21 protein-coding genes are annotated in these 21,449 nt (G+C 57.6%); 8 read left to right on the top strand and 13 right to left on the bottom strand.

Annotated elements, in window-relative coordinates; all coding sequences use genetic code 11:
* Positions 1-3: 3 nt before the first annotated feature.
* The 4 genes from fliP to fliF are packed head-to-tail and all read right to left on the bottom strand — an operon-like array spanning position 4 to position 3,200.
* Positions 4-735, bottom strand: a complete 732-nt coding sequence (fliP, locus tag AC2FF7_RS13225) for a flagellar type III secretion system pore protein FliP (protein ID WP_170355918.1) — start codon at positions 733-735, stop codon at positions 4-6.
* Positions 735-1,022 carry a FliM/FliN family flagellar motor switch protein gene (locus AC2FF7_RS13220; RefSeq protein WP_480869109.1) on the bottom strand — a complete coding sequence of 96 codons (288 nt, stop codon included), beginning with the start codon at positions 1,020-1,022 and terminating at the stop codon, positions 735-737. The genes fliP and AC2FF7_RS13220 overlap by 1 nt, the downstream gene beginning before the upstream one ends.
* A complete protein-coding gene (locus AC2FF7_RS13215) occupies positions 1,015-1,611 on the bottom strand; it encodes a FliH/SctL family protein (RefSeq protein ID WP_480869108.1) in 597 nt (198 codons plus the stop codon). Before AC2FF7_RS13215 ends, AC2FF7_RS13220 begins: the two co-directional genes overlap by 8 nt.
* Entirely contained in the window at positions 1,611-3,200 is a 1,590-nt protein-coding gene (fliF, locus tag AC2FF7_RS13210; RefSeq protein WP_496905772.1) for a flagellar basal-body MS-ring/collar protein FliF, read from the bottom strand. Before fliF ends, AC2FF7_RS13215 begins: the two co-directional genes overlap by 1 nt.
* 119 nt (positions 3,201-3,319) lie before the next feature.
* Between fliF and AC2FF7_RS13205 the strand changes: the two genes are divergently transcribed.
* From AC2FF7_RS13205 to AC2FF7_RS13185, 5 genes are read left to right on the top strand one after another with little or no spacing between them, the layout of a single operon-like run.
* A complete protein-coding gene (locus AC2FF7_RS13205; RefSeq protein WP_496905771.1) occupies positions 3,320-3,817 on the top strand; it encodes a flagellar basal body-associated FliL family protein in 498 nt (165 codons plus the stop codon).
* A 9-nt stretch (positions 3,818-3,826) separates the two neighbouring features.
* On the top strand, positions 3,827-4,294 hold the full coding sequence (locus AC2FF7_RS13200) for a hypothetical protein (protein WP_496905770.1): 468 nt from the start codon (positions 3,827-3,829) through the stop codon (positions 4,292-4,294).
* On the top strand, positions 4,291-4,863 hold the full coding sequence (locus AC2FF7_RS13195) for a MotE family protein (protein WP_480869105.1): 573 nt from the start codon (positions 4,291-4,293) through the stop codon (positions 4,861-4,863). Before AC2FF7_RS13200 ends, AC2FF7_RS13195 begins: the two co-directional genes overlap by 4 nt.
* 46 nt (positions 4,864-4,909) lie before the next feature.
* On the top strand, positions 4,910-5,779 hold the full coding sequence (gene motA, locus AC2FF7_RS13190; protein ID WP_353392759.1) for a flagellar motor stator protein MotA: 870 nt from the start codon (positions 4,910-4,912) through the stop codon (positions 5,777-5,779).
* Entirely contained in the window at positions 5,776-7,917 is a 2,142-nt protein-coding gene (locus AC2FF7_RS13185; RefSeq protein WP_496905769.1) for a hypothetical protein, read from the top strand. Before motA ends, AC2FF7_RS13185 begins: the two co-directional genes overlap by 4 nt.
* 19 nt (positions 7,918-7,936) lie before the next feature.
* Here AC2FF7_RS13185 and AC2FF7_RS13180 read toward each other — a convergent pair whose 3' ends face one another.
* Together AC2FF7_RS13180 and AC2FF7_RS13175 are read right to left on the bottom strand one after the other, a co-directional pair.
* A complete protein-coding gene (locus AC2FF7_RS13180) occupies positions 7,937-9,298 on the bottom strand; it encodes an MmgE/PrpD family protein (protein WP_480869103.1) in 1,362 nt (453 codons plus the stop codon).
* Positions 9,295-11,739, bottom strand: a complete 2,445-nt coding sequence (locus tag AC2FF7_RS13175; protein ID WP_496905768.1) for a GcvT family protein — start codon at positions 11,737-11,739, stop codon at positions 9,295-9,297. The genes AC2FF7_RS13180 and AC2FF7_RS13175 overlap by 4 nt, the downstream gene beginning before the upstream one ends.
* A 371-nt stretch (positions 11,740-12,110) precedes the next feature.
* On the opposite strand from AC2FF7_RS13175, the gene AC2FF7_RS13170 reads away from it, so the two are divergent.
* Entirely contained in the window at positions 12,111-12,440 is a 330-nt protein-coding gene (locus AC2FF7_RS13170; protein ID WP_170755199.1) for a hypothetical protein, read from the top strand.
* A gap of 3 nt (positions 12,441-12,443) precedes the next feature.
* Here the strand turns inward: AC2FF7_RS13170 and AC2FF7_RS13165 are convergent, their stop codons facing one another.
* Both AC2FF7_RS13165 and trhO read right to left on the bottom strand, forming a co-directional pair.
* Positions 12,444-12,944, bottom strand: coding sequence for a potassium channel family protein (locus AC2FF7_RS13165; RefSeq protein ID WP_170755198.1), 501 nt, complete (start codon positions 12,942-12,944; stop codon positions 12,444-12,446).
* Positions 12,945-13,013: 69 nt separating this feature from the next.
* A complete protein-coding gene (gene trhO / locus AC2FF7_RS13160) occupies positions 13,014-13,919 on the bottom strand; it encodes an oxygen-dependent tRNA uridine(34) hydroxylase TrhO (RefSeq protein WP_480869100.1) in 906 nt (301 codons plus the stop codon).
* A 93-nt stretch (positions 13,920-14,012) separates the two neighbouring features.
* On the opposite strand from trhO, the gene pncA reads away from it, so the two are divergent.
* Positions 14,013-14,606 (top strand): bifunctional nicotinamidase/pyrazinamidase, encoded by a 594-nt coding sequence (gene pncA, locus AC2FF7_RS13155; RefSeq protein WP_480869099.1) that lies wholly within the window; start codon positions 14,013-14,015, stop codon positions 14,604-14,606.
* Here pncA and AC2FF7_RS13150 read toward each other — a convergent pair.
* Positions 14,603-15,136: a hypothetical protein gene (locus AC2FF7_RS13150; RefSeq protein WP_170755195.1), complete on the bottom strand. Its 534-nt coding sequence runs from the start codon at positions 15,134-15,136 to the stop codon at positions 14,603-14,605. The genes pncA and AC2FF7_RS13150 overlap by 4 nt on opposite strands.
* Before the next feature lie 163 nt (positions 15,137-15,299).
* Here AC2FF7_RS13150 and pncB point away from each other — a divergent pair, with 163 nt between their 5' ends.
* The gene (pncB, locus tag AC2FF7_RS13145; RefSeq protein WP_480869098.1) at positions 15,300-16,592 is read left to right on the top strand and encodes a nicotinate phosphoribosyltransferase; all 1,293 of its coding nucleotides are present in this window, start codon (positions 15,300-15,302) and stop codon (positions 16,590-16,592) included.
* Between the two features lie 3 nt (positions 16,593-16,595).
* Here pncB and AC2FF7_RS13140 read toward each other — a convergent pair whose 3' ends face one another.
* From AC2FF7_RS13140 to AC2FF7_RS13125, 4 genes are read right to left on the bottom strand one after another with little or no spacing between them, the layout of a single operon-like run.
* Entirely contained in the window at positions 16,596-18,047 is a 1,452-nt protein-coding gene (locus tag AC2FF7_RS13140) for an aldehyde dehydrogenase family protein (RefSeq protein WP_480869097.1), read from the bottom strand.
* Positions 18,048-18,079: 32 nt separating this feature from the next.
* A complete protein-coding gene (locus AC2FF7_RS13135) occupies positions 18,080-19,678 on the bottom strand; it encodes an ABC transporter ATP-binding protein (RefSeq protein WP_496905767.1) in 1,599 nt (532 codons plus the stop codon).
* Complete coding sequence (locus AC2FF7_RS13130; protein ID WP_496905766.1) at positions 19,675-20,490, bottom strand: ABC transporter permease; 816 nt, start codon at positions 20,488-20,490, stop codon at positions 19,675-19,677. The genes AC2FF7_RS13135 and AC2FF7_RS13130 overlap by 4 nt, the downstream gene beginning before the upstream one ends.
* The gene (locus AC2FF7_RS13125; RefSeq protein WP_480869094.1) at positions 20,487-21,434 is read right to left on the bottom strand and encodes an ABC transporter permease; all 948 of its coding nucleotides are present in this window, start codon (positions 21,432-21,434) and stop codon (positions 20,487-20,489) included. Before AC2FF7_RS13125 ends, AC2FF7_RS13130 begins: the two co-directional genes overlap by 4 nt.
* Positions 21,435-21,449: the final 15 nt, after the last annotated feature.

Raw genomic sequence — 21,449 nt, 5'->3', positions numbered from 1 at the left:
CTGTCAGGCCATATAACTTCGGACCAAGGCGCTTGCGATCAACGACCATCCGTCCGCAATTACAAAAAACGCCAGCTTGAACGGAAGTGATACCGTGGCCGGCGGTACCATCATCATACCCATCGACATCAGCACCGCCGCAACGACAAGGTCGATGATCAGGAACGGCAGAAAGATTAGAAAGCCGATCTGAAAAGCGCGCGCGATCTCGGACAGCATGAAAGATGGCATCAGGATCGACAGCGGAGCATCCAGTGACACATCGACTGTATTGCCTTCTGGTCGAAGCGCAGCCATTGCGTGAAATGTATCGGGGTCCAGCCTTGCGGCCATGAAGGCGCGAAATGGCTGCAACGCCCGTTCCAAAGCAGGCTCAACCTCCATCGTTTCATTGACCATGGGACGGATGCCAGTGGTCCAGGCTTCGGTAAAGACGGGCTCCATTATGAAATAGGTCAGAAACAAAGCCAAGCTGACGATCAGCATGTTGGGGGGCGATTGTTGCAACCCGATCCCTTGCCGCAGAATTGCCAGTACCGTGATCAGAAACGGGAAGCAGGTGATCATGATCGCCAATCCGGGTGCCAGGCTGAGAACGGTGATCAACAGGATCAACTGGACCGTCCGAGCCGAGATCGAGCCCCCATCCTCCAGCGACAAAGATAGCTCCTGCGCCATGGCAAAGGACGGAGTCATCCCTATCAGCGCAACGATAAGCCACGGCAATACGCGCATCAGCCGATCCCGTTCTGCAGGTCAGCAATCTCGGTCAGGCGTACAGCCAGTTGGCCCGACTGATCCCCTTCCAACTCTTCCAGAAGACCCCGTGCAACAAGCTGGTCGCCGACATAGAGGTCGACCGGGTCCTCGATACGTTTATCCAACGTGAGCACCGCATTCTCACCCATGTTCAACAGGTCGCGGATCAAAGGTCGGGCGCGCCCCACGGATACGGTGACTTCGATCGGAACAGACTCGAACGGATTGGCTTTCTCTGGTTTTGGGGTTTGGGGATCACTCATTGCTCATTGCCTCTTTTGCCTCAAATACATACGCGTCGAACGCCCCGGCGACCGATGCCAGCAGCCCATCAGTATCAACTTCGCGCTGGGCCACGCCAACCTGCAGCCTTGCCTGTCCGGCTTCGAGCGAGGGATCTTCGATCACATTCGCCGCCGTTGACAGGCTGGGTGGGATCAAATTCTGAACCTCAACCGCGCGCCCCTTGGGAACAAACACTTGCATCGGTTGTCCGATCTGTTCCTGTGCCATCTCGCTGAGCTGTTCAACCAACCGCGCGGCGAACCCGCGATCTAGCGTGTCGGGCAGAACCGCGTTCACAAGGCTGTTGAACATGGACTCCAGCGACAAAGTCATACGCGTCACGGCTTCATGGTAGGTGAAGGACATGTCCTCCAACGACTTGGCCAGCTCGGCTGAGGCTTGCTTACGGCTTTGCTCTTGCGCTTGCAGAGCGTCTTCCCAACCTGCGCTGTAGCCTTGTTCGAATGAGGCCAACCGCTGTTCTTCAAGCGCGTCTTCATCCAACAGGTGGAGCTTTCCTCCACCGGTTTGCAGAGTGAAATCTTCAAGAAGATGGGCTATCGACATCAAGCACGCTCCTCACCTTCTTCAAGCCAGCTGCGCAGGATTTCCACGGTCTCTTCCTGCTTGTCGCCGATCATCGTTCGCAACCGGTCCACAGGATCGGCGCCGGGCGCGTTGGTGAGGGTCGGAACATCACCTGCCGGAGCTTGTCGAGGCACCGGCTGGTATTGGCCAACTTCATCGGTCGCGATCTCTCCGGTCAGGTACGCTTCGGGTTCTGTCGCGGAACCTGCCGGCAACAAGGCAGGCACGGCAGCCGGTTTCATCAGAATGGGTCGAATGACAAACAGGGCAAGGATCAGCGAAACCGCTGCCAGAATGGTCATCTGGATCAACGACATCGCATCAAGATGGATACTCCCCCAAATCGAGGAAGAAGCCACGGTTCCCTGCGGTTCAACCACGGGCAAATTCATGGACTTCAGTGTAATAACATCACCACGCTCGGCATCGAAGCCAACAGCCGAAGCGACAAGCTCTTTCAGTGCTTCCATCTCGACTTCCGGCATCGGCACAAAGCTCTCGACGCCACTTGCGTCTGACGATGTCGTACCGTTTACCAGAACGGCAACCGTCAAACGTTTGATGGCTCCTGGCGCGTTGTGGACCTCCAGCTCGGTTTCCGAAACCTCATAATTCACCCGCTCGCGCGTTTGGGTTGCATTCGAATTCGATTCATCGCCACCGGCCCCGTCCCCATCAGGCAAGTTCGATGCAACGGTCACATCTGCAGATTGGTTCCGGGCACTATCCGATCGTTCTTCGACATCGGTACTGATTGCGACACGGCCACTAGGGTCAAATCGACGCTCACGGATCGACTCGGTTTTGGTAACGGTGTCAACGCTGACTTCGACCACGGCGTTGCCGGTCCCCACGCGGGCTTCAACCAGGCGCAGAACACGCTCGCGCAGCTGTTGGGCTTTGTCGTCGGCCGTATCGCCCGCCACAGGATTGTCTTGCGCACCAATGACCGCACCATTCGAGTCGATCACAGCGACGTTTTCCGGCGCCAAGCCACTGACAGCGGACGACACAAGAAAGCGGATTGCCTTGGCCTGATCCGAAGTAATGTCGGCCCCTGAGGATACCAGATAGACCGATGCCGTCGGAGCAACGCTGCGTTGGAACGGATTCGAGGATCCGTTCGCGATATGAACCCGTGCCTGACTGATGTGCGGACCACCGACAATGGTACGTGCCAGTTCCCCCTCTTTCGCGCGCCAGTACGCAGCGTCGAACATCTGGGACGTCGTGCCAAAGCCGCTCAGCGAATCCAGCAGCTCATATCCCCTATTTCCGTTCGCAGGCAGTCCATCACTGGCCAGGGTCATGCGCAGTTCATCACGCTGCGAACCCGGTACATAGATCGAGCCGCCGCGAATCTCATACGGCACACCACGCTGGTCCAGCGACCGCACGATATCGCCAGCTGCGCCACTTTCCAGCCCCGCATAAAGCAAGGTCATCGACGGCGCGCTTACCAGTCGCGACATCGTTAGAACCCCAAGAAACACCAGCACGACTGCACCGGCAACGATGATTTGTTTACGCCTGTCCAAACTTGCCCAGACAGTCCCGATCTGCTGCACGCTCACCTCCGACTCGCCGGCATTCTGCCCGGCACATCCCTTGTTTGAACGATTGCCCTTAACAATCGGTTAGTCCCTGCCGGGTTATGACAGTTGCGGAACGGATGAATGAGGACGTCATGACCGACGCGACTGCAGAACAGGCAGAAGAGGCTGAAAAATCAGGGAAAAGTGGGTTGATTATCGGTGCGATTCTAGCCGTGGCCGGGGCAGCTGGCGGATACTACCTGACCACGTCGGGAATGTTGCCCTTTGGCCCGAAACCAACCGCTGACGCACCTATGAAAGAAGGTACGGAAAAACCTCTCAAGGCCCTGCCCGACGTGGTTTTTGTCGAACTGCCGCCGGTCATCGTTTCGATCAAGTCGGGCGATTCGCGGCACCTGAAGTTTCATGCGCAGCTTGAGATGAATCCAGAACACCTGAGCGACGTTGAAAAAATGAAGCCGCGAATCATGGACGTCCTGAATGGATATTTGCGTGCCGTTCAAGTTGGGGATCTGGAAGATTCCCTGGCGCTGATGCGCATACGCGGCCATCTGCTACGTCGAATCGGGATCGTCGTCGGAGAAGACCGCGTGCGCGATGTTCTCGTGATGGAATTCGTACTGAACTAGGAGGCGAAATTGGAATTGATCGCAGATATTTTTCTGGTTGCCGGCGCTCTTGGTGCAGGCCTGTATTGTTTTGTTCTATCGCGCCGCCTCAGGCGTTTCACGGATCTTGAAAAAGGCGTTGGCGGAGCGGTGGCCGTTTTGTCTTCGCAGGCGGACGAACTTAAGAAATCACTGGATTCGGCTCGTGTGACGTCAGATCAGGCCAGTGATGAACTCAAGTCGCTAACTCTCAGGGCGGAATCTGTGGCCCAGCAGCTAGAGTTGATGATGGCGTCGATGCACGACGTCATTCCAGAAAAAGACGAGGTAGAAGAAACAGTTTCAGCAGGGGCGACCGAAACCGCTTTTTTACCGAAGGACGAGGTTTCAACAGAACCCGAATCCACGACCGAGCTGACAGAAAAGCCCGAGCCCAAACGCGCGATGGGTCTCATGTTTATGCGACATACGCGCAAAATCGGTGAGGGAACGGCATGACTCGCAAGGCTTCCAACCGGCCCAAAGGCGGCGTTCTTACAGTGATCTCGTTGTTGATGGTCGGGTCTGCAGCAATCCGCGTTGGGCTTGAAGCCGGACCTGCTTTGGCTAAGGCCGCTGAGCCGTCGGTCACTGCCGCGAAGCCGATAATGGACGACCATCCCAAAACCCGAGAATTGCTAACTGCTTTGTTGCGCCGCGAACAAGCATTGAAAGAGCGTGAGGCGGCGATTTTGGAAAAGGAAAGAGCCCTCGATATCGCTGATCAGGCGATCGAGACACGCCTTGTTGCATTACAGGACGCCGAAACGAGCCTTCGGGAAACGTTGTCCTATGCCCAAAAAGCAGCAGAGACCGATTTGACGCGGCTGACCGATGTGTACCAAAGCATGAAACCGAAAGACGCCGCAGCCTTGTTTGAGACAATGGATCCGGGTTTCGCAGCAGGTTTTTTGTCGCGCATGCCGCCGGACGCAGCTGCCGGCGTCCTTGCCGGGCTCAGCCCCGAGGCGGCCTATACGATCAGCGTCATCATGGCGGGGCGAAATGCTGCCGCCCCTCAGGAATAAACTCTATGTCCTTTAATCCCGCATTTGACTTCGTCGGAGAGCCCACATGATCGGAATAATCGGAATCGTCGTCATTTTCGCCATGGTGTTCGGCGGCTATTTGGCTGCGGGCGGCAAAATGACGATCATCCTTAAGTCATTGCCATTCGAGATGATGATGATCGGAGGCGCGGCCGTGGGCGCCTTTTTGATCAGCAACGACATGAGCGCCGTGAAACACACCATCAAGGATATGGGCAAGGTTTTCAAAGGTCCCAAGTGGAAACCCGAAGACTATCGCGATCTGCTTTGTCTTCTGTTTTCGATGATCCGTATTGCCAAGGCGAACCCGGTCGAGGTCGAACAGCACATTGAAGACCCTCAAAACTCGTCTCTTTTTTCCGCCTATCCCAAGATCCAATCGGATAAGGAAGCCGTTGACCTGATTTGTGACACAATGCGATCCGCGTCGATGAATTACGACGATCCGCATCAGGTCGAGGAAGTTCTGGAAAAGCGGATGGAGGCGAATTTCCATCACGCCATGCATTCCAGCCATGCTTTGCAAACGGTGGCCGATGGCCTGCCCGCGTTGGGTATCGTTGCTGCCGTTCTGGGGGTTATCAAGACAATGGGCTCGATTGACCAACCACCCGAGGTATTGGGTAAGTTGATCGGTGGTGCTCTAGTCGGTACGTTTCTAGGGGTTTTTCTGGCTTATGGTCTGGTCGGACCCTTCGCTGGCAAGCTGAAGGCCGTGGTTGAAGAGGACAACCATTTCTACCAGTTGATCAAGGAAGTACTGGTCGCCAATTTACACAACCATAATGCCGCGATGTGTATCGAGGTTGGCCGACAGAATACACCGACGCATAACCGCCCCGGCTTCTCGGAACTTGAAGAGGCGCTGAAAGAGCTTAAGCAGGCAGCCGCATGAAAAAGTCCTGGGGCATAGCGGCCATTTTGCTTGGGGCGGCTCAAGCCGTTTTCGCCGAGGAATTGACCGTCCGGACGGGTGAACATGATGGTTATACCCGATTGGTTGTACAGATCCCGCCTGATACCGGCTGGATTCTGGCTCAAACGAAAAATGGTGCCCGCCTCGACGTGGCACTCGATGACGTGACTTTCGAAACTGGATCTGTGTTCCGCCGTTTAACGCAATACCGCCTGTCGGCATTATCACAAAAGAAACCGGGGGATGCGCTAGAGTTGCAATTTGGTTGCGACTGTGTGGCGTCCTCATTTCTTTACAAAGACACGATGATCGTGGTGGATATTGCGCCCGCTGCCTCCCTTCCACCGCTCAGCGAAGATATCCCACCGCCTTTGCTCCCCAAAGCGGCTGTGCAGGAAAACCCGCTTGAGACAGTCCAGAAAACCGAGGTGGTGGCGCTTCCCTTGCTTAATTTGAACGCGCGGCAATTTGAAAATCAGCTATCCACAAAACTGCTGCAAGGTGCAGACCGTTCTATCGTCGATCTGAACCTTACTCCTGCTGGCCCAAGATCAACCGGATTCCAAAACGCGCCTCTTCTGCCTTCAGATCTGGAGGCGAATATCAACGTCACCTCAATTCTTGACGAATTGAATGATCTGCTTGGCCCAAATCTCATTGAACTTGAACGTCAGCCGTCCTGCATTACCAACGCCGAGATTGGGTTTGACACCTGGTCTGACCTGCGACCGTTCTCGAAACAAGTGGCAAGCGCCCGCGCCGCTCTGTTTCATGAATTTGACCGCGTCGATCGCGCACGCGCGTTAGGGCTTGCGAGGCTCTATGCCTATCACGGGTTTGGCGTTGAAGCGCTCGCCATGTTGGACCTTGCGAAGCCTGACGAAAGCGAGCGGCATATGATTGTAACAATCGCCCAGATTCTTGACGAACGCTCGGTGGATGAGCCGAACCCGTTTCAGAGGCAACAGCGATGCGACAGTGACGCAGCCTTTTGGTCTGTATTGTCGGAAGGCGTACTAGCAAAAGATGCGCAACTGACGTCAATCGAACATGCATTTGCTCGTCTACCTGATCATTTGCGCAAGCAAATTGGCCCCAGACTGTCGGAAATTATGGTGGAAGGCAGCCAATTGGAAGCCGCAAGACGGGTGCTTCGATCCGTTGATCGGGTTGAGAACACCAGCAGCGCCGATACGTCCAAAGCCAAAGCAGCGATAGCTAAGGCGGAAGGCGACGGCCAAGAAACAGAGCTCCGTCTGAAAGAAGCAATCGAAGCGGAAGATGCGGGTTCCGAAGCGCCCCTTTCTTTGGCGCGCCTTATTGAAAAACGTTGGTCTGAACGCGGTGCGGTTTCACCCAAGGAATTGGGTTTGGCTGCGGCCTTTGAGATAGAATATCGCGAGTCCGAGATGCATCCAATGTTACAGCGTGCGCATGCGGTTGCACTAAGCCTAAGCAATGATTTCGATCAGGCGATGAATACCGCAATGCAAATACCCGATGGGCAAGACCGCGAGGGAGCCGTTAACCGCGTTGTGCAAATTCTGGCTGAGCGGTCCGAGGACATAACATTTCTGCGCCATACAATCGGCTTATCCGGTAATGTCTCGAAGGTTTTGACCACTGAAACCGCTGTCTCTGTCGCAGAGCGTTTGGTAGAACTTGGGTTCGCCAGCCGGGCATTTGCGCTAGCGAACCGGCCTCAGGACACGTCTTTTAGGTCCAAAAGAGCAAGGCTTAGGGCGCATTCATCAATACTGCGGGGACGTCCACATCAAGCTTTGCTGGAGTTGGAGGGAGACATATCCCAAGACGCGATGGCTCTTAAGACGCGAGCCTTGCAGGACATCGGGGATTTTGTACAAGCGGGACAACTTTTGGGCGATGCTAACGACCATGATGAAGCCAACAGGTTATTCTGGCTCGCTGGTCAATCCGACGCAATCACCAAAGAGCTTGAAGCCAAATATGGAACGGTCAACGACTTGACGCAGACTCTCGCCAGTTCGCCTGAACGACACCCCGGAAAACCCTTGGCAGATGCAGAGGGCCTTTTGCAGGACAGTGCGGATACACGGGAAAATATCTCGACGCTTCTTGGAACGTTGAAAGACTAACTCTTTGAGTCTCTGAAATTTACTGTGCTTTTCTAAAAGCAGGTGCAAAAAGTTGTGGGCTTAGATCGGAAAATCGTGAAGACTCACCCGTCCAGCCCAAAATAGCCGCGGCGATGGCGTTTGTGCGCTCGACACCGATCGCAGGCATGGCAAAGTCTTTAAACTTTGCGATCACATCTGCGCGGCTGAACGGATCTTCGGGCCCGCCTCGCGCGTGAACGTCGCCAGACGCCAAGACACGGCCGTCAGTTGTAGTAATACGCACATCCGCCCAACGTCCTTCGGGAAACCGTAGGGAATGACGTTGATCCTCGGATACCTGAATACGGGTGATGAAGGCGGCAACTTTTGGATCGCACAGACCCGCGCCCGAAATATGTTCGACCCCGATCCGCCCGTAAATCGCCTGAACGGCAACCGCAAAAGGCAGCGAGTATTGTGCTTGAGACGTCGTATCGGGCATTCCTGCGAATAAACGGGCGGCTTCATGAAAGCTGTTGATTTGCACCGTTTTGATCTGATCCGCCGATAGTGCATTGTTCAGCATCAGCATTCGCACCCCGTCAATGGCAGCGTGGGCCCATCTGCAGATAGGGTAAGGCTTCACGTATTGATGCTCGACTTGCCAGAACTGGCCCAGGTCAGCCCAGTACTGCGCGGCCGACTCGGCCTCGACCGTGATCGCTGGAGCGCCCGTAAACCCGCGTTCGGCCAGAACGGTGGCAGAGAGCCCGACCAATGCCCCCCAGCCCGAGCCATCATGCAACATGGTAGGGTTCGCAATCTCGCGCATCATTTGACTGCGCGGGCCGTGATATTCGGCAATGCCCATGGCATGTCGCATCTGTTCGCTAGAATGGCGGCGCATCCGGGATGCCATGGCGACAACGCCCAACGCATTCCAGGCGCCCGATGTGTGATAATCACTGGCAGATGCGTGCAGTGACATACCGGCACGCCCGGCAACCTCGTACCCGGTGACGACGGCTGCCAGTGCTTCGGGGCCGGTCAGGTCCGGGCAATGTTCAGCCAGAGCGACCAGAGCCGGTAAAACCACCACGCCGATATGCCCTTTGGTAGGGTTGTAGCCGTCATGGCCGTCCAGATTGTCAATCTGCGTTGCCGCAGCATAGGCCGCGCCGGCCAGGCTTACGGTCCGCCCGTCAAACATCATGTGCGCGCTGAAACCAGGATCGGAACTGGCATAGAGCAGCGCTGCGGTATCCCGCGCGATCACACCAGCCTCCATCTGGGCGGACGCGATCAGGATACCCATCGTATCCAGCATCATCAGCGCAGCCGCTTCCTTGGCGGACTCTGGCATATCCGCCGCTGGCCGGTCCAAGGTAAACTCAGCAACACGGGTGAAAGCATTGGTCATTCGGCGGGCTCTGCTGCGGGTTGATGGAGGCCGCGCAAGCGAAGCCCGGACGGATCGAACGGAGGCTCTGCCAAGACAGTTGCGCTGTGTGGAGTGCCCAGAATGAATACCTCGACCTTGTCGCCGGGTTGCGCAGCGTCGGGGTTCACATATCCAATGGCGAGCGACTTGCCGACGGAATACCCATAAGCACCCGATGTGACGCGCCCGACCGGGCGTCCGTCAGGCGTGAAAATGGGCTCTCCCCCCGACGCATCGGCTATCTTGGCATCAATCTCAAAGATCGACAGTACTTCTCGGGGCGGAGTGTCCTTGATTGCCCGATAGGCGTTTTTGTTCAGGAAGTCCTTATCCAGTTTGATCAATCCTGACAGGCCGACCTCGTGCGGCCAATATTCCTGTGAATATTCGCGACCCCACGACCCATACCCCTTTTCGATGCGCAAAGACCCCAGCGCGCGACCACCAACAGGGCCTCCGCCAAGATCGTTTGCAGCGCCTAAAAGGGCAGTATAGAGCCTAACTTGATCCTCTTCGGCACAGTGCAACTCCCACCCCAAATCCCCGGTAAAGCTGACACGGATGGCTAAACACTGAACGCCCGCCACCTCGATTTGACGAGACCGCATGAAACGGAACCCCTCGTTAGACAGGTCTGCATTCGTCAGCCGTTGCAACAGATCGCGCGATCTGGGGCCGGCAACGTTGAAGCCAGCGATGCGGTTTGTGGCAACCTCGAAACTGGTGCCTTCTGGCAGATCAACCATGTTGAAGAACCGCTGGTGGTACCGCTCAGCCATGCCTGAACCGATCATCATGTATTCGTCATCTGCGACTTTGGTGATGGTAAAGTCGCCCGCCACGCCACCACGTACCGAGATCAGAGGCGTCAGGCAGGAGCGTCCAACCTCGGTCGGTACCCGGTTGGCAACAAGACGATCCAACCAATCGTGCGCCCCCAACCCCTTGATCACGTAGTTGGCGAAGTTCGAGATGTCGATCACACCCACATTGTCCCTCAGCATCTGGACTTCACGGCCAACCGGTTCCCACCAATTCTGGCGGGTGAAGCCGGCAGTCTCGACCACACCAGGCTGATCGGCGAACCAGAGGGGGTGCTCCCACCCGCAGTTCAGGCCAAAGACACAGCCCATGTTCTTTTGTATCTGATAGGCAGGGCGCACACGGGCGGGGCGGCCCGCGCTGCGTTCTTCGTTCGGGAAGTGAATGGCGAAGCGGTGCGTGTAAACGTCCTGCACCCGCGCTTTTGTGAAGGCCTTGTCGGCCCAGTCGCCAAACCGCGCCAGATCCCAGGCAAACATGTCGTATTGCGGCTCGCCCTCGATCATCCATTGCGCCGACAACAGGCCAAGCCCGCCCGATTGCGAAAATCCGGGGATGATGCCGGTGCAACAGAAATAGTTCTGCAGCTCGGGCACAGGCCCCCAGATCGCGTTCGAATCCGGCGACCAGATCATCGGGCCATTGATCACCCGCTTCACACCGGCGGTCGCGGCCACTGGTACACGGTCGGTTGCGCGGATGACGTTCTCCATGATGCGATCCAAATCGTCGGGGAACAGATCATGGGCGAAATCAAGCGGCGTGCCGTTTTCAGCCCAAAACCGCATGTCTTTTTCATAGGCACCGATCAGCAAACCGTTGCCTTCTTGCCGGAAGTAGTACTCGCCATCCCGGTCGGCGATGGACGGCAAGCGGCGGCCCAACGCGGCGACTTCATCAATCGCTTGGGTGACGAAATACTGATGTTCAGTCGGTTGCAGGGGCAGTTCAATACCCGCCAATGCGGCCACCTCACGCCCCCACAGGCCGCCGGCATTCACCACCCATTGCGTGTGGATATCGCCCTTTGCGGTGCGTACGATCCACGATCCATCTGGTTGCTGTTCAGTGCCTAACACAGGGCAAAATCGCTCAATGCTGGCACCCATCGCGCGTGCTCCGGCCGCATAGGCATGGGTCACGCCCGAGGGGTCAACATTGCCGCCATCGGGTTCGAACATGATACAGCGGATATCATCGAATTGCGCCAGAGGGTGCAGTTCCATAGCCTGTTCGCGGCTGATCTCGTGGAAGTTAAGACCGTAGAAACGCGCCTTGGCTTCTTGCAGGCGCAGTTGGTGTTCGCGATCCTCAGTCTGCGCCAAATAGAGCGAGCCGGATTGAAACACGCCACAGCCCTGCCCGGTTTCAGCCTCCAGCTGCTTATACAGGTTCATCGTATAGTGCTGGATACGGGTGATGTTGTTGTTGTCGTGCAGCCCGTGGATATTGGCCGCCGCGTGCCACGTGGATCCGCTGGTCAGCTCATCGCGTTCCAGCAGGACAACATCAGTCCAGCCCAGCTTGGCCAGGTGATACAGGATCGAGCAGCCGACCAGCCCCCCTCCGATGACAACGGCCTGAGCATGGGTTTTCATTGGCGCACCTCCTACAGAGCTTGCAGGAAAGTCAGCCACAGGTCAGGGGCTACTGATGCTCTGTTCCCGACGCAAAATGTCGGTAATGACGATCAAAACGCCGGAAGCAAACGCCGCGTCGGCGGATCATCGCCCGGTGGCACCAAACGCGCGATGTCGTGAGCGTTTGTGTCTTGAAATGAGACGCACTGATTCTTTGATTAAATTAGGAAGCACGAAAATACGTGCCGAATTGGTCGAAACGCGACGGGACAGGCTGGTTTGAAACGCGGTGAAAACCGTGTGGATCAGCGGAAATCTTGAAAAAGTTCCTAAAATGTTCTATATTTGTTCCATCATTATGTCTGAGGTGGAACGGAGGTATTCGAGCTATGGCCAACGCTGCCCGTCAAAGCTGGTACGACGCACCCAGCAACGATTATCACATGCTGCCCGTCACAGACCGGCAGATGCGCTATGCGCGCGCGATTGCCCAGCAATCGGCGCTTGAAATCCCGGTCGAGGCACAACGCGACCGCAGGGCCATGTCCCAGTGGATTTCGGCGCATAAACAAGATGACCCGTCGCCATTTGCCAATTACCCCACGGGCAAACAGGTCGCTTTTGCTGAACGGATCTCGCGTTCCAAACGCAGGCCGATACCGTCTGAGTGTTTCCGCGACAAGCACATGATGTCCCGGTGGATTGACACCAACAAATAGGCTCTAATCCGAGTGGTTTCGGGCATAAAGTGCCACGGCAGCGGCGACGAAGAGGCCCAGCAGGATGTAGCCTGTCACCGCTTCGGACACGGCCAACGCGCGGCACAGGCCGGTCGGGGCCATGTCACCATATCCAACGGTGGTGAAGGTGACGTATGAGAAATACAGGATGTCCCCCGGTCCGCTGGCACCGACCACGCAGTTGTCTTTATAGCCGAACGCACCGTAGACGGCGGCGAACAGGAAGGGGACGACCTGAATAAAGGAAACGCCCATCAAGAACAGCACACGACGCGGCGATTTCACTTGGGTCATGTAGAACCAGGACTGCGACACGATCCACAACAGCAAACCGACCGAGGCGAGGGTACCGATCGTATCGCCTGCGGTGGCCTCGCTCAGGCGTGATAGGCCGAACCACGCCACGAAACTGGCCACAACCATGCCACCCGCCGCCAGCAGGGTCGATTTCCATTCCTCCAGAGTGGTGGGTTTGCGCGACATTGGGCCTCCGGTCACAGGGTCTGCGTGTGATCATCCCGGTTTGCACCGGGGCCTGCAACCGGAATTGGCTTAATCTGCTCCCAGATGTTCCTGCCCGCGCGAACGTGCTAGACCTATCTGCTTTTGCCGCTCGCGGAAGCGCATTTTGTCCGCTTCCGAGGTCTCATCTACGCATTGGTGGCACGCAACGCCGTGCTCATATTCGGGCCGTTTCATATCCTCGGGCCGGATCGGGCGGCGGCAGCCGTGGCACAGGTTATGAGGCCCCTCGACCAGCCCATGCCCCACAGAAACGCGGTTGTCGAACACAAAGCACTCACCTTGCCAGGTGCTGTCCTCGGCGGGCATTTCCTCAAGGTAACGCAGGATACCACCCTTGAGGTGATAGACATCCTCGACCCCCTGCCCCAGCAGGAAGTTGGTTGATTTCTCACAGCGGATACCGCCGGTACAGAACATGGCCACGCGCTTGTTGTGGAAGCGCTCCTTGTTTTCTTCCCACCACGCCGGGAATTCGCGGAAACTGGCTGTTTCAGGGTCTATTGCGCCCTCAAACGTACCAATCGCCACCTCGTAATCGTTGCGCGTGTCGATCACCACCACATCGTCCGAGCGGATCAGGTCGTTCCACTCCTCAGGCTCGACATAATTGCCGACGCGGGCAAGCGGATCGACATCCGGTTGGCCCATGGTCACGATCTCTTTCTTCAGGCGCACCTTCATCTTGCCAAAGGGCGGGTGGTCGGCGGTGGCCTCTTTCCACTCCAGATCGGCACAACCCGGCAGCGCCTTGATATGGGCCAGCACCGCGTCAATCCCGGCGCGGGGGCCCGCGATGGTGCCGTTGATCCCCTCTTGCGCAAGCAGCAGCGTACCTTTGACGGATTGCGCGCGGCAAAGCTCCAACAGGGGCGCGCGCAAGGCGGCGTGATCAGCGAAACGGGTGAAGTGATAGAGGGCAGCGATCGTATACATGCGCGCGGTCTAGCCTCACGCGCACAGAGTCGCAAGGGACCGGATTGACGCCCCCTGCCTGCACCCTTACCGATATCAAAAAAGGAGATCACGATGACCCATGCCCTGATCGTAATCGACGTCCAGAACGATTTCTGCCCCGGCGGCGCGCTGGCCGTGCCCGAAGGCGACCAGATCGTGGCCCCTATCAACGCGATGATGGACGACTTCGACGCGGTGGTCCTGACTCAGGATTGGCACCCGGCCGGGCATTCGTCTTTCGCCAGCTCTCATGCGGGGAAAAACCCCTATGACATGACCGAAATGCCCTATGGTCCGCAGGTTCTATGGCCCGATCATTGCGTGCAAGATACGCACGGCGCCATGTTTCACCCCAATCTGCGCACAAATGCGGACCTGATCATCCGCAAGGGGTTCCGCCCAACCATCGATAGCTATTCTGCCTTTTTCGAAAACGACAAGACCACCCCAACGGGGTTGGAAGGGTACCTGAACACGCGCGGCATACGAAAACTGACGATGGTAGGGTTGGCAACAGACTTCTGTGTACACTTCTCGGCCGTGGACGCAGCCCAGCTGGGTTTCGAGGTCACAGTTCGGTTGGACGTTTGCCGCGCTATTGATCTGGATGGTTCACTAGCGACGGCTGAAACCGCGATGCGTGACGCCGGTGTAACGCTGTCCTAAGGGGTCGCGCCACGCTCGGCCAGGTATTTGACAATAACAAACAGAATTACGGCCAGCCCCAGTGCCACGCCGATCCGTCCCGGCAAGGTACGGCGTTCGGGCGATGCAGGGGATTTGTACCGAGGGTTTGGCGTCCAGTCCGCAACTGTACGGCGTTGACCATTGCGCGGACGGGCGTTTTTAATGTCCCGAAGGAACTTTCGGAAATCGAACTCGCCGCAATATTCGCCCTGAACGCCCATCTTGCGAATATTGGCAAACAGAGCGCGCAGGATCCGCTCCCGTTCAGCCTCATCCCTTGGCCGGTATAGGCCGTGCACAAGATCGCTGCCGGTTGCGTCCAGACCAAAGCCTGCATCCTGAAAAATCTTGCGAATTTTTGGAGAGGCCGCCCTCAGAGCATCCGCAGTCTTCACACTGCGAAACATCGCACGCAGCACTGGTTTCTTCGAAAAACCATCCGGGCCCGAATCTGAATCCCCTTCCCCCGGATCGACGACAACAATGTCAAAATCGTACTCGAGAACCATTCACCAACTTAACCTCGTCCTTCGACCTCTCTTCTCACTAACCGGTGAAAAGAACACACAATATGCTCGCTTTGTGACCTGACATTGTCATTGTCACCAAACCAGCGACTCTTGCCATTCCACACACCGATTGATCTAACAACGGAAATCGCAGGAGTTCCTCATGGTCGATATTGCGGCACGTGTGTACAATCATAAATGGCAGATTGACCCGATTGTACGGTCTTTAATCGACACAGATTTCTACAAACTGCTGATGTGCCAGTCAGTGTTTCGAAATCGGCCCCAAACGGATGTTGTGTTTTCGCTGATTAATCGGTCGAATCACATCCCTTTGGCGAAGCTCATCGACGAGGGTGAACTGCGCGAACAGCTGGATCATATCCGCTCACTCAGCCTCAGCCGCGGTGAAAGCACTTGGCTGCGGGGCAATATGTTCTATGGCAAGCGGCAGATGTTCCGGTCCGATTTCATGGAGTGGTTCGAGAATCTGCGCCTGCCCCCCTATCATCTGGAACGTAAGGGCGATCAGTACGAACTGACGTTCGAGGGCAAATGGCATGAGGTCATGCTGTGGGAAATTCCCGCGCTTGCCGTACTGATGGAGCTACGCTCGCGCGCCGTGCTGAACGACATGCGCCGGTTCGAGCTGCAGGTGCTCTATGCCCGCGCAATGACCCGCGTTTGGGAAAAGATTGAACAATTGCGCGACATTGATGGACTGGGCATTGCAGATTTCGGCACCCGGCGGCGTCATTCGTTCCTGTGGCAGGACTGGTGCGTACAAGCCATGATCGAAGGACTAGGGTCTGCATTTTCCGGCACCTCGAACTGCCTGATCGCTATGCGGCGCGAGGTTGAAGCCATCGGCACCAACGCGCATGAACTGCCCATGGTCTATTCCGCGCTGGCCGATACGGACGCGGAACTGGCGCAAGCTCCGTATGATGTTCTCAGCGACTGGCATGAAGAACATGACGGCAACCTGCGTATCATCCTGCCCGACACCTATGGAACACAGGGCTTTCTGGACAGTGCGCCCGACTGGCTTGCAGGCTGGACTGGCATCCGTGTTGATAGTGGCGACCCGGCAACGGGGGCGGAAACCGCGATCAACTGGTGGAAATCACGCGGTGAGGACCCACGCGAGAAGCGGGTGATATTCTCGGATGGGCTGGATGTGGACAAGATCCGAGAGCTGCATGGCCAATTCGCCGGACGGACAAAAGTATCCTTTGGCTGGGGTACATTGCTGACCAACGATTTCCGCGGGCTGGTCCCGAATGACGCACTGGCGCCGTTTTCGCTGGTGTGCAAAGCGGTCTCGGCCAATGGACGTCCGACGGTGAAATTGTCGGACAACCCTGAAAAGGCGATGGGACCGGCGGACGAGATCGAACGTTACAAACGCGTCTTCGGCGTTGGCGCGCAAAAAGCGATCGAGGTGATCGTTTAGACCCTAACCATGATAATTCGCCACGGTTTTAAGCTGTGAAAAGCCGTATAGCGCCTCGAAACCCTTTTCTCGGCCATGACCGGATTTGCCGACGCCGCCAAAGGGCAGCTCGACCCCGCCGCCTGCCCCGTAGTTATTGACGAAGACTTGCCCCGCATTCAGCCGTTTCGCCAGCCGCATCTGCCGCGCGCCGTCGCGGGTCCAGATGCTGGCGACAAGCCCATAGTCGGTGCTGTTGGCGATCTCTGCGGCTTCGTCCTCGGTGTCGAAAGGGATCAGCACCTGCACCGGGCCGAAAATCTCATCCTGCGCCAACATGTGATCAGGCGGCACATCGGCGAACAGGGTTGGCCGCACATAAGCACCTTGAGCCGGAGCATCCTCAACGATCTGTCCTTGGCCGGCGATGGTCAGATCTTTGCCTTTGGCCAGAAACCCTTCGACAATCTCTTTTTGACGGGCCGAGATCAACGGCCCCACCCGCAAATCCTGCGCCGCAGGTCCAACGGTCAGATCAGCATAGGCCGCAACCACGCGCGCCTTGACTTGGCTATAAACCCCACGCTGCACTAGAATACGGGACGAGGCCGAACAGGTTTGCCCCGCGTTCTGAATACCCGCATTCACCAGAAACGGAAGGGCCGCGTCCAGATCGGCATCATCAAACACCAGTTGCGGGGATTTTCCGCCCAATTCCAACGTTACTGGTACAACATTGCGCCCCGCCGCCTGCTGCACCAAGGCCCCTGTCGCGACCGACCCTGTAAACGAGATATGGTGGACGCCCGGATGCGCCGACAGTGCCGCTCCGGCTTCGGCCCCTAAACCTGGCACCACGTTTAGCGCACCAGCTGGCAAACCCGCTTGTTGGGCCAGATGAGCTAAGGCCAGCGCGGTCAGGCAAGCCTCTTCCGCCGGTTTCAGGACGCAGGCATTGCCCATCGCCAGTGCCGCCCCGACCGAACGCCCGATGATCTGCATCGGGTAGTTCCACGGCACAATATGGCCCGTCACCCCATGGGGTTCGCGCAGGGTATAAACGGTATAGCCGTCCAGATAGGGAATCGTCTCACCCATCACTTTATCCGCCGCACCGCCGTAGAATTCGCAATACCGTGCCAAGGCCACCGCATCTGCGCGCGCTTGGGTCAGCGGTTTGCCCACATCCATCGCCTCTAACGCGGCCAGATCGTCCACGCGTTCGAGTACCAACTGACCTAAACGAGTCAGGATGCGCCCGCGTTCCAGGGCGGTTTTTCGGCCCCAATCCCCATCCAGTGCCGCCTGCGCGGCTGCGACCGCCGCGTCGATATCGGACGTGTCCCCCCGAGCGATGTGACAGATTTCCGTCCCGTCCGAGGGGTTGATCAAAGGCAGGTCGACTCCAGCAGAGGGCGCGATCCACTCTCCACCGATCAAACAAAGTGCGGGGTTGAACCAAAGAGGATTGGGCATCTTTCTCTCCATTCAAGCTCTAATCATACATTTCAGCCAACAAGCGCTCCGATATCAGGCAGCACCGGCGCGGCGTCGATCAGGGTGCGGGTATAGGCGTGCTGCGGATTGGCAAAGACCTGCTCAGTCTCGCCTTGTTCCACGATCTTGCCCGCCTGCATGACCATCACCCGATCAGTGATCGTGCGCACCACGCTCAGGTCGTGGCTGATGAACAGATAGGTCAGGTCATAGGTCGCGCACAGCTCGGCCAGCAGATCCAGGATTTGCGCACGAACTGAAACATCGAGGGCCGAGACCGCTTCATCAAACAGAATCAATTCGGGGCGGATGATCAAGGCACGGGCAATGGCGATACGCTGACGCTGCCCGCCCGAAAATTCGTGGATGTATTTCCCCGCATCATCGGGGCTGAGGCCCACGGCGGTCAGCATTTCTGCGATCCGGTCCTGCCGCTCGGTCCCTGTGGGCGGCGTGTCCAGCAAATGAAACGGTTCGGTGATCAAACGCGCGACTTTGTGGCGGGGGTTGAAGCTGCCATAGGGGTCCTGAAACACCACCTGCATTTTACGGCGCACCGCAGGGTTTGGCTTGTGGCCCGTGAAAACGAGTGCACCATCCAGACGGATTTCCCCCGCTTGTACCTCTTCCAAGCCCAGAATAGCCCGTGTTAGGGTCGATTTTCCACATCCAGACTCACCTACCAAACCCAGCCGTTCACCACGATTGAGCGTAAAGCTGACCTGGTTCACCGCGCGGTGATGGCCCGGCTTGTCGAACAGACCCTTGCGCAGCAAGCGATAGTCGCGGACGACCTGAGTGACCTCTAACAACGGGCGATCCCCCGCTGTGTCGGGCAAGGCTACCTGATGATCCGAGGCCTCAAACAGCATACGGGTATAAGGGTGCTGCATGTTGCGCAGCAGATCGTCGGTGGAACCGGCTTCCACGACCTCACCGTGCCGCATCACGACGATCTGGTCTGCCATGTCAGCGACCACGGCCAGATCATGGGTGATCATCAGCAGACCCATGCCATATTCGCGAACCAACCCTTTCAGCAGATCGAGGATTTGTGCCTGCGTGGTCACGTCCAGCGCCGTTGTCGGCTCATCCGCGATCAGCAGCTTGGGCCGCAAGGCAATAGCCATGGCAATGACAACGCGCTGGCGTTGTCCGCCTGACAGCTCATGCGGATAGCGAGACAGGGGAAAGCGGTCCGGGGGAAGGCCCACGCGGCGCAACACTTCCTTTGCGCGGTCCAGAGCCTGCGTGGCAGGCATAGCCTTATGGATCAGGATCGTTTCCATGACCTGATCGCCGATGGTCTTCACCGGGTTCAGGGCTGTCATCGGCTCCTGAAACACCATCCCGATTGCGGCCCCGCGCAGGGCACACATCTCGGCTTCGGGAGTGGTCAGCACGTCGCGCCCTTCCAGCCGGATCTCGCCCTGCGTCTGCGCCCCGTTGGGCAACAGTTGCATCACGGCCAAAGCGGTCATCGACTTGCCCGAGCCGCTTTCACCTGTCACAGCGACGATCTGTCCGGGATCAATGGACAGGTTGACCTGTTTCAGGATCGGCGCCCCGTGGATGGACAGCGACAGGTTTTCGACCTCAAGCAAACTCATGCGCGCGCCACCCTGATCCGAGGGTCCAGCCAATCGCGCAGCCCGTCGCCCAGCAGGTTCAGACCCAGCACCGTGACAATGATCGCCAGCCCTGGAATCAGAGCCAAATGCGGGGCAAAACTGACCATTGTCTGCGCATCGGCCAGCATTCGGCCCCAGCTGGGCGTAGGCGGTTGCGCACCAAGTCCGACGTAAGACAGGCCCGCCTCGGCTAAAATCCCAAGACTGAACTGAATGGTCCCCTGCACGATCAACAGATTGGCGACATTGGGCAGGATATGTTCCGCTGATATGCGCGCAGCACCCTTGCCCGAGACACGGGCGGCTAGGATGAACTCACGCTCCCACAGGGAAAGCGCCGCGCCACGGGTGATGCGGGCGAAGACAGGGATGTTGAAGATGCCGATGGCGATGATGGCGTTTATGGCCCCGGCACCGAATACGGCTGTGATCAGGATCGCAATGACCAGCGATGGGAAGGCAAAGACCAGATCATTGCCGCGCATGATCACCTCATCCAGCCAAGATCCCTTGCGCGCCGCCGCTGTCAGGCCAAGCGGCACGCCCAGCGCCATACCGATCCCCACGGCAACCAGAGCAACCGCAATCGACGTGCGCGCACCGACCATAATCATCGAAAACATGTCGCGGCCGAAATAATCCGTCCCGAACCAGTTCTGTACGCTTGGCGTCTTTAGCTTGCCGGGAATATCCAACGCGGCGTGGTCGTAAGGTGTCCAGACAAAGGACACCAAAGCCGCCAGCAGAACCAGCGAGGACAGCAGGGCGCCAAGGATCAGGTTGCGGCTCATGTCCGGCTCCTGAGGCGGGGATCGACGGCGGCATAGGCCAGATCGACCAGGAAATTCACGGTGATGACGGCAAAGACCAGCAACATGACAACCGATTCCACCACAATCAGATCACGGGCCGAGATCGCCTGAAACACCAAGCGCCCAAGGCCGGGCAGGTAAAAGACCTGTTCGATGATGATCGATCCGGCCAGCAGGAATGAAAACTGCAGCCCAATGATGGTCAGCACAGGAATCAGCGCGTTGCGAACGCCGTGCCGCCACAGGGCCTGACGGCGCGACAGACCCTTGGCGCGGGCGGTACGCATGAAATCCTCGCCCAGAATATCCAGCAGAGAAGACCGCATGACCCGTGCAAGGATCGCGGCTTGCGGCAAGGCCAGCGCGATGGCGGGCAGAGTCAACGAATGCAGCCCGGTCCAAAGCCCCTGATCCCAGCCAGCGAACCCTCCGGCGTTGAACCAGCGCAGGTTGATGGCAAAGATCAGCACCAGCATCATAGCAAACCAGAAATTAGGTACCGCGATGCCCAGCTGCGTCGCCCCCATTACGGTCAGATCGCCAGGCTTGCCCCGACGCGCAGCAGCATAAATCCCGGCGGGAAACGCGATCAGCGTCGACAGGGTCAGCGCGTATAGCGCCAGCGGCAGGGACACCCACATACGGTCGGCGATCATTTGGGAGACCGGCGTGCGATAGGTATAAGAAGTACCGAAATCACCCACCAGCATTCCGCCGACCCAGTTGAAGTAGCGCTCGAGCTTTGAGCCATCCAAGCCCAGCTCGGCCCGCAACGCGGCCAGTGTGTCCTCTTGCGCGTTTACGCCCAGCATGAAAGACGCTGGATCGCCCGGCGCGACCTCGATCACCGCGAAGATCACGACCGAGGCAACGGCCAAGCTGATCATCAGCGATATCAGGCGTTTGAAAGCGTAGCGCAGCATAGATCGCACGTTAGG

Source organism: Ruegeria sp. YTSC325, assembly GCF_059609525.1.
The sequence above is the reverse complement of the archived record's forward strand: the minus strand, read 5'-3'. Positions and strand labels throughout refer to the sequence as shown.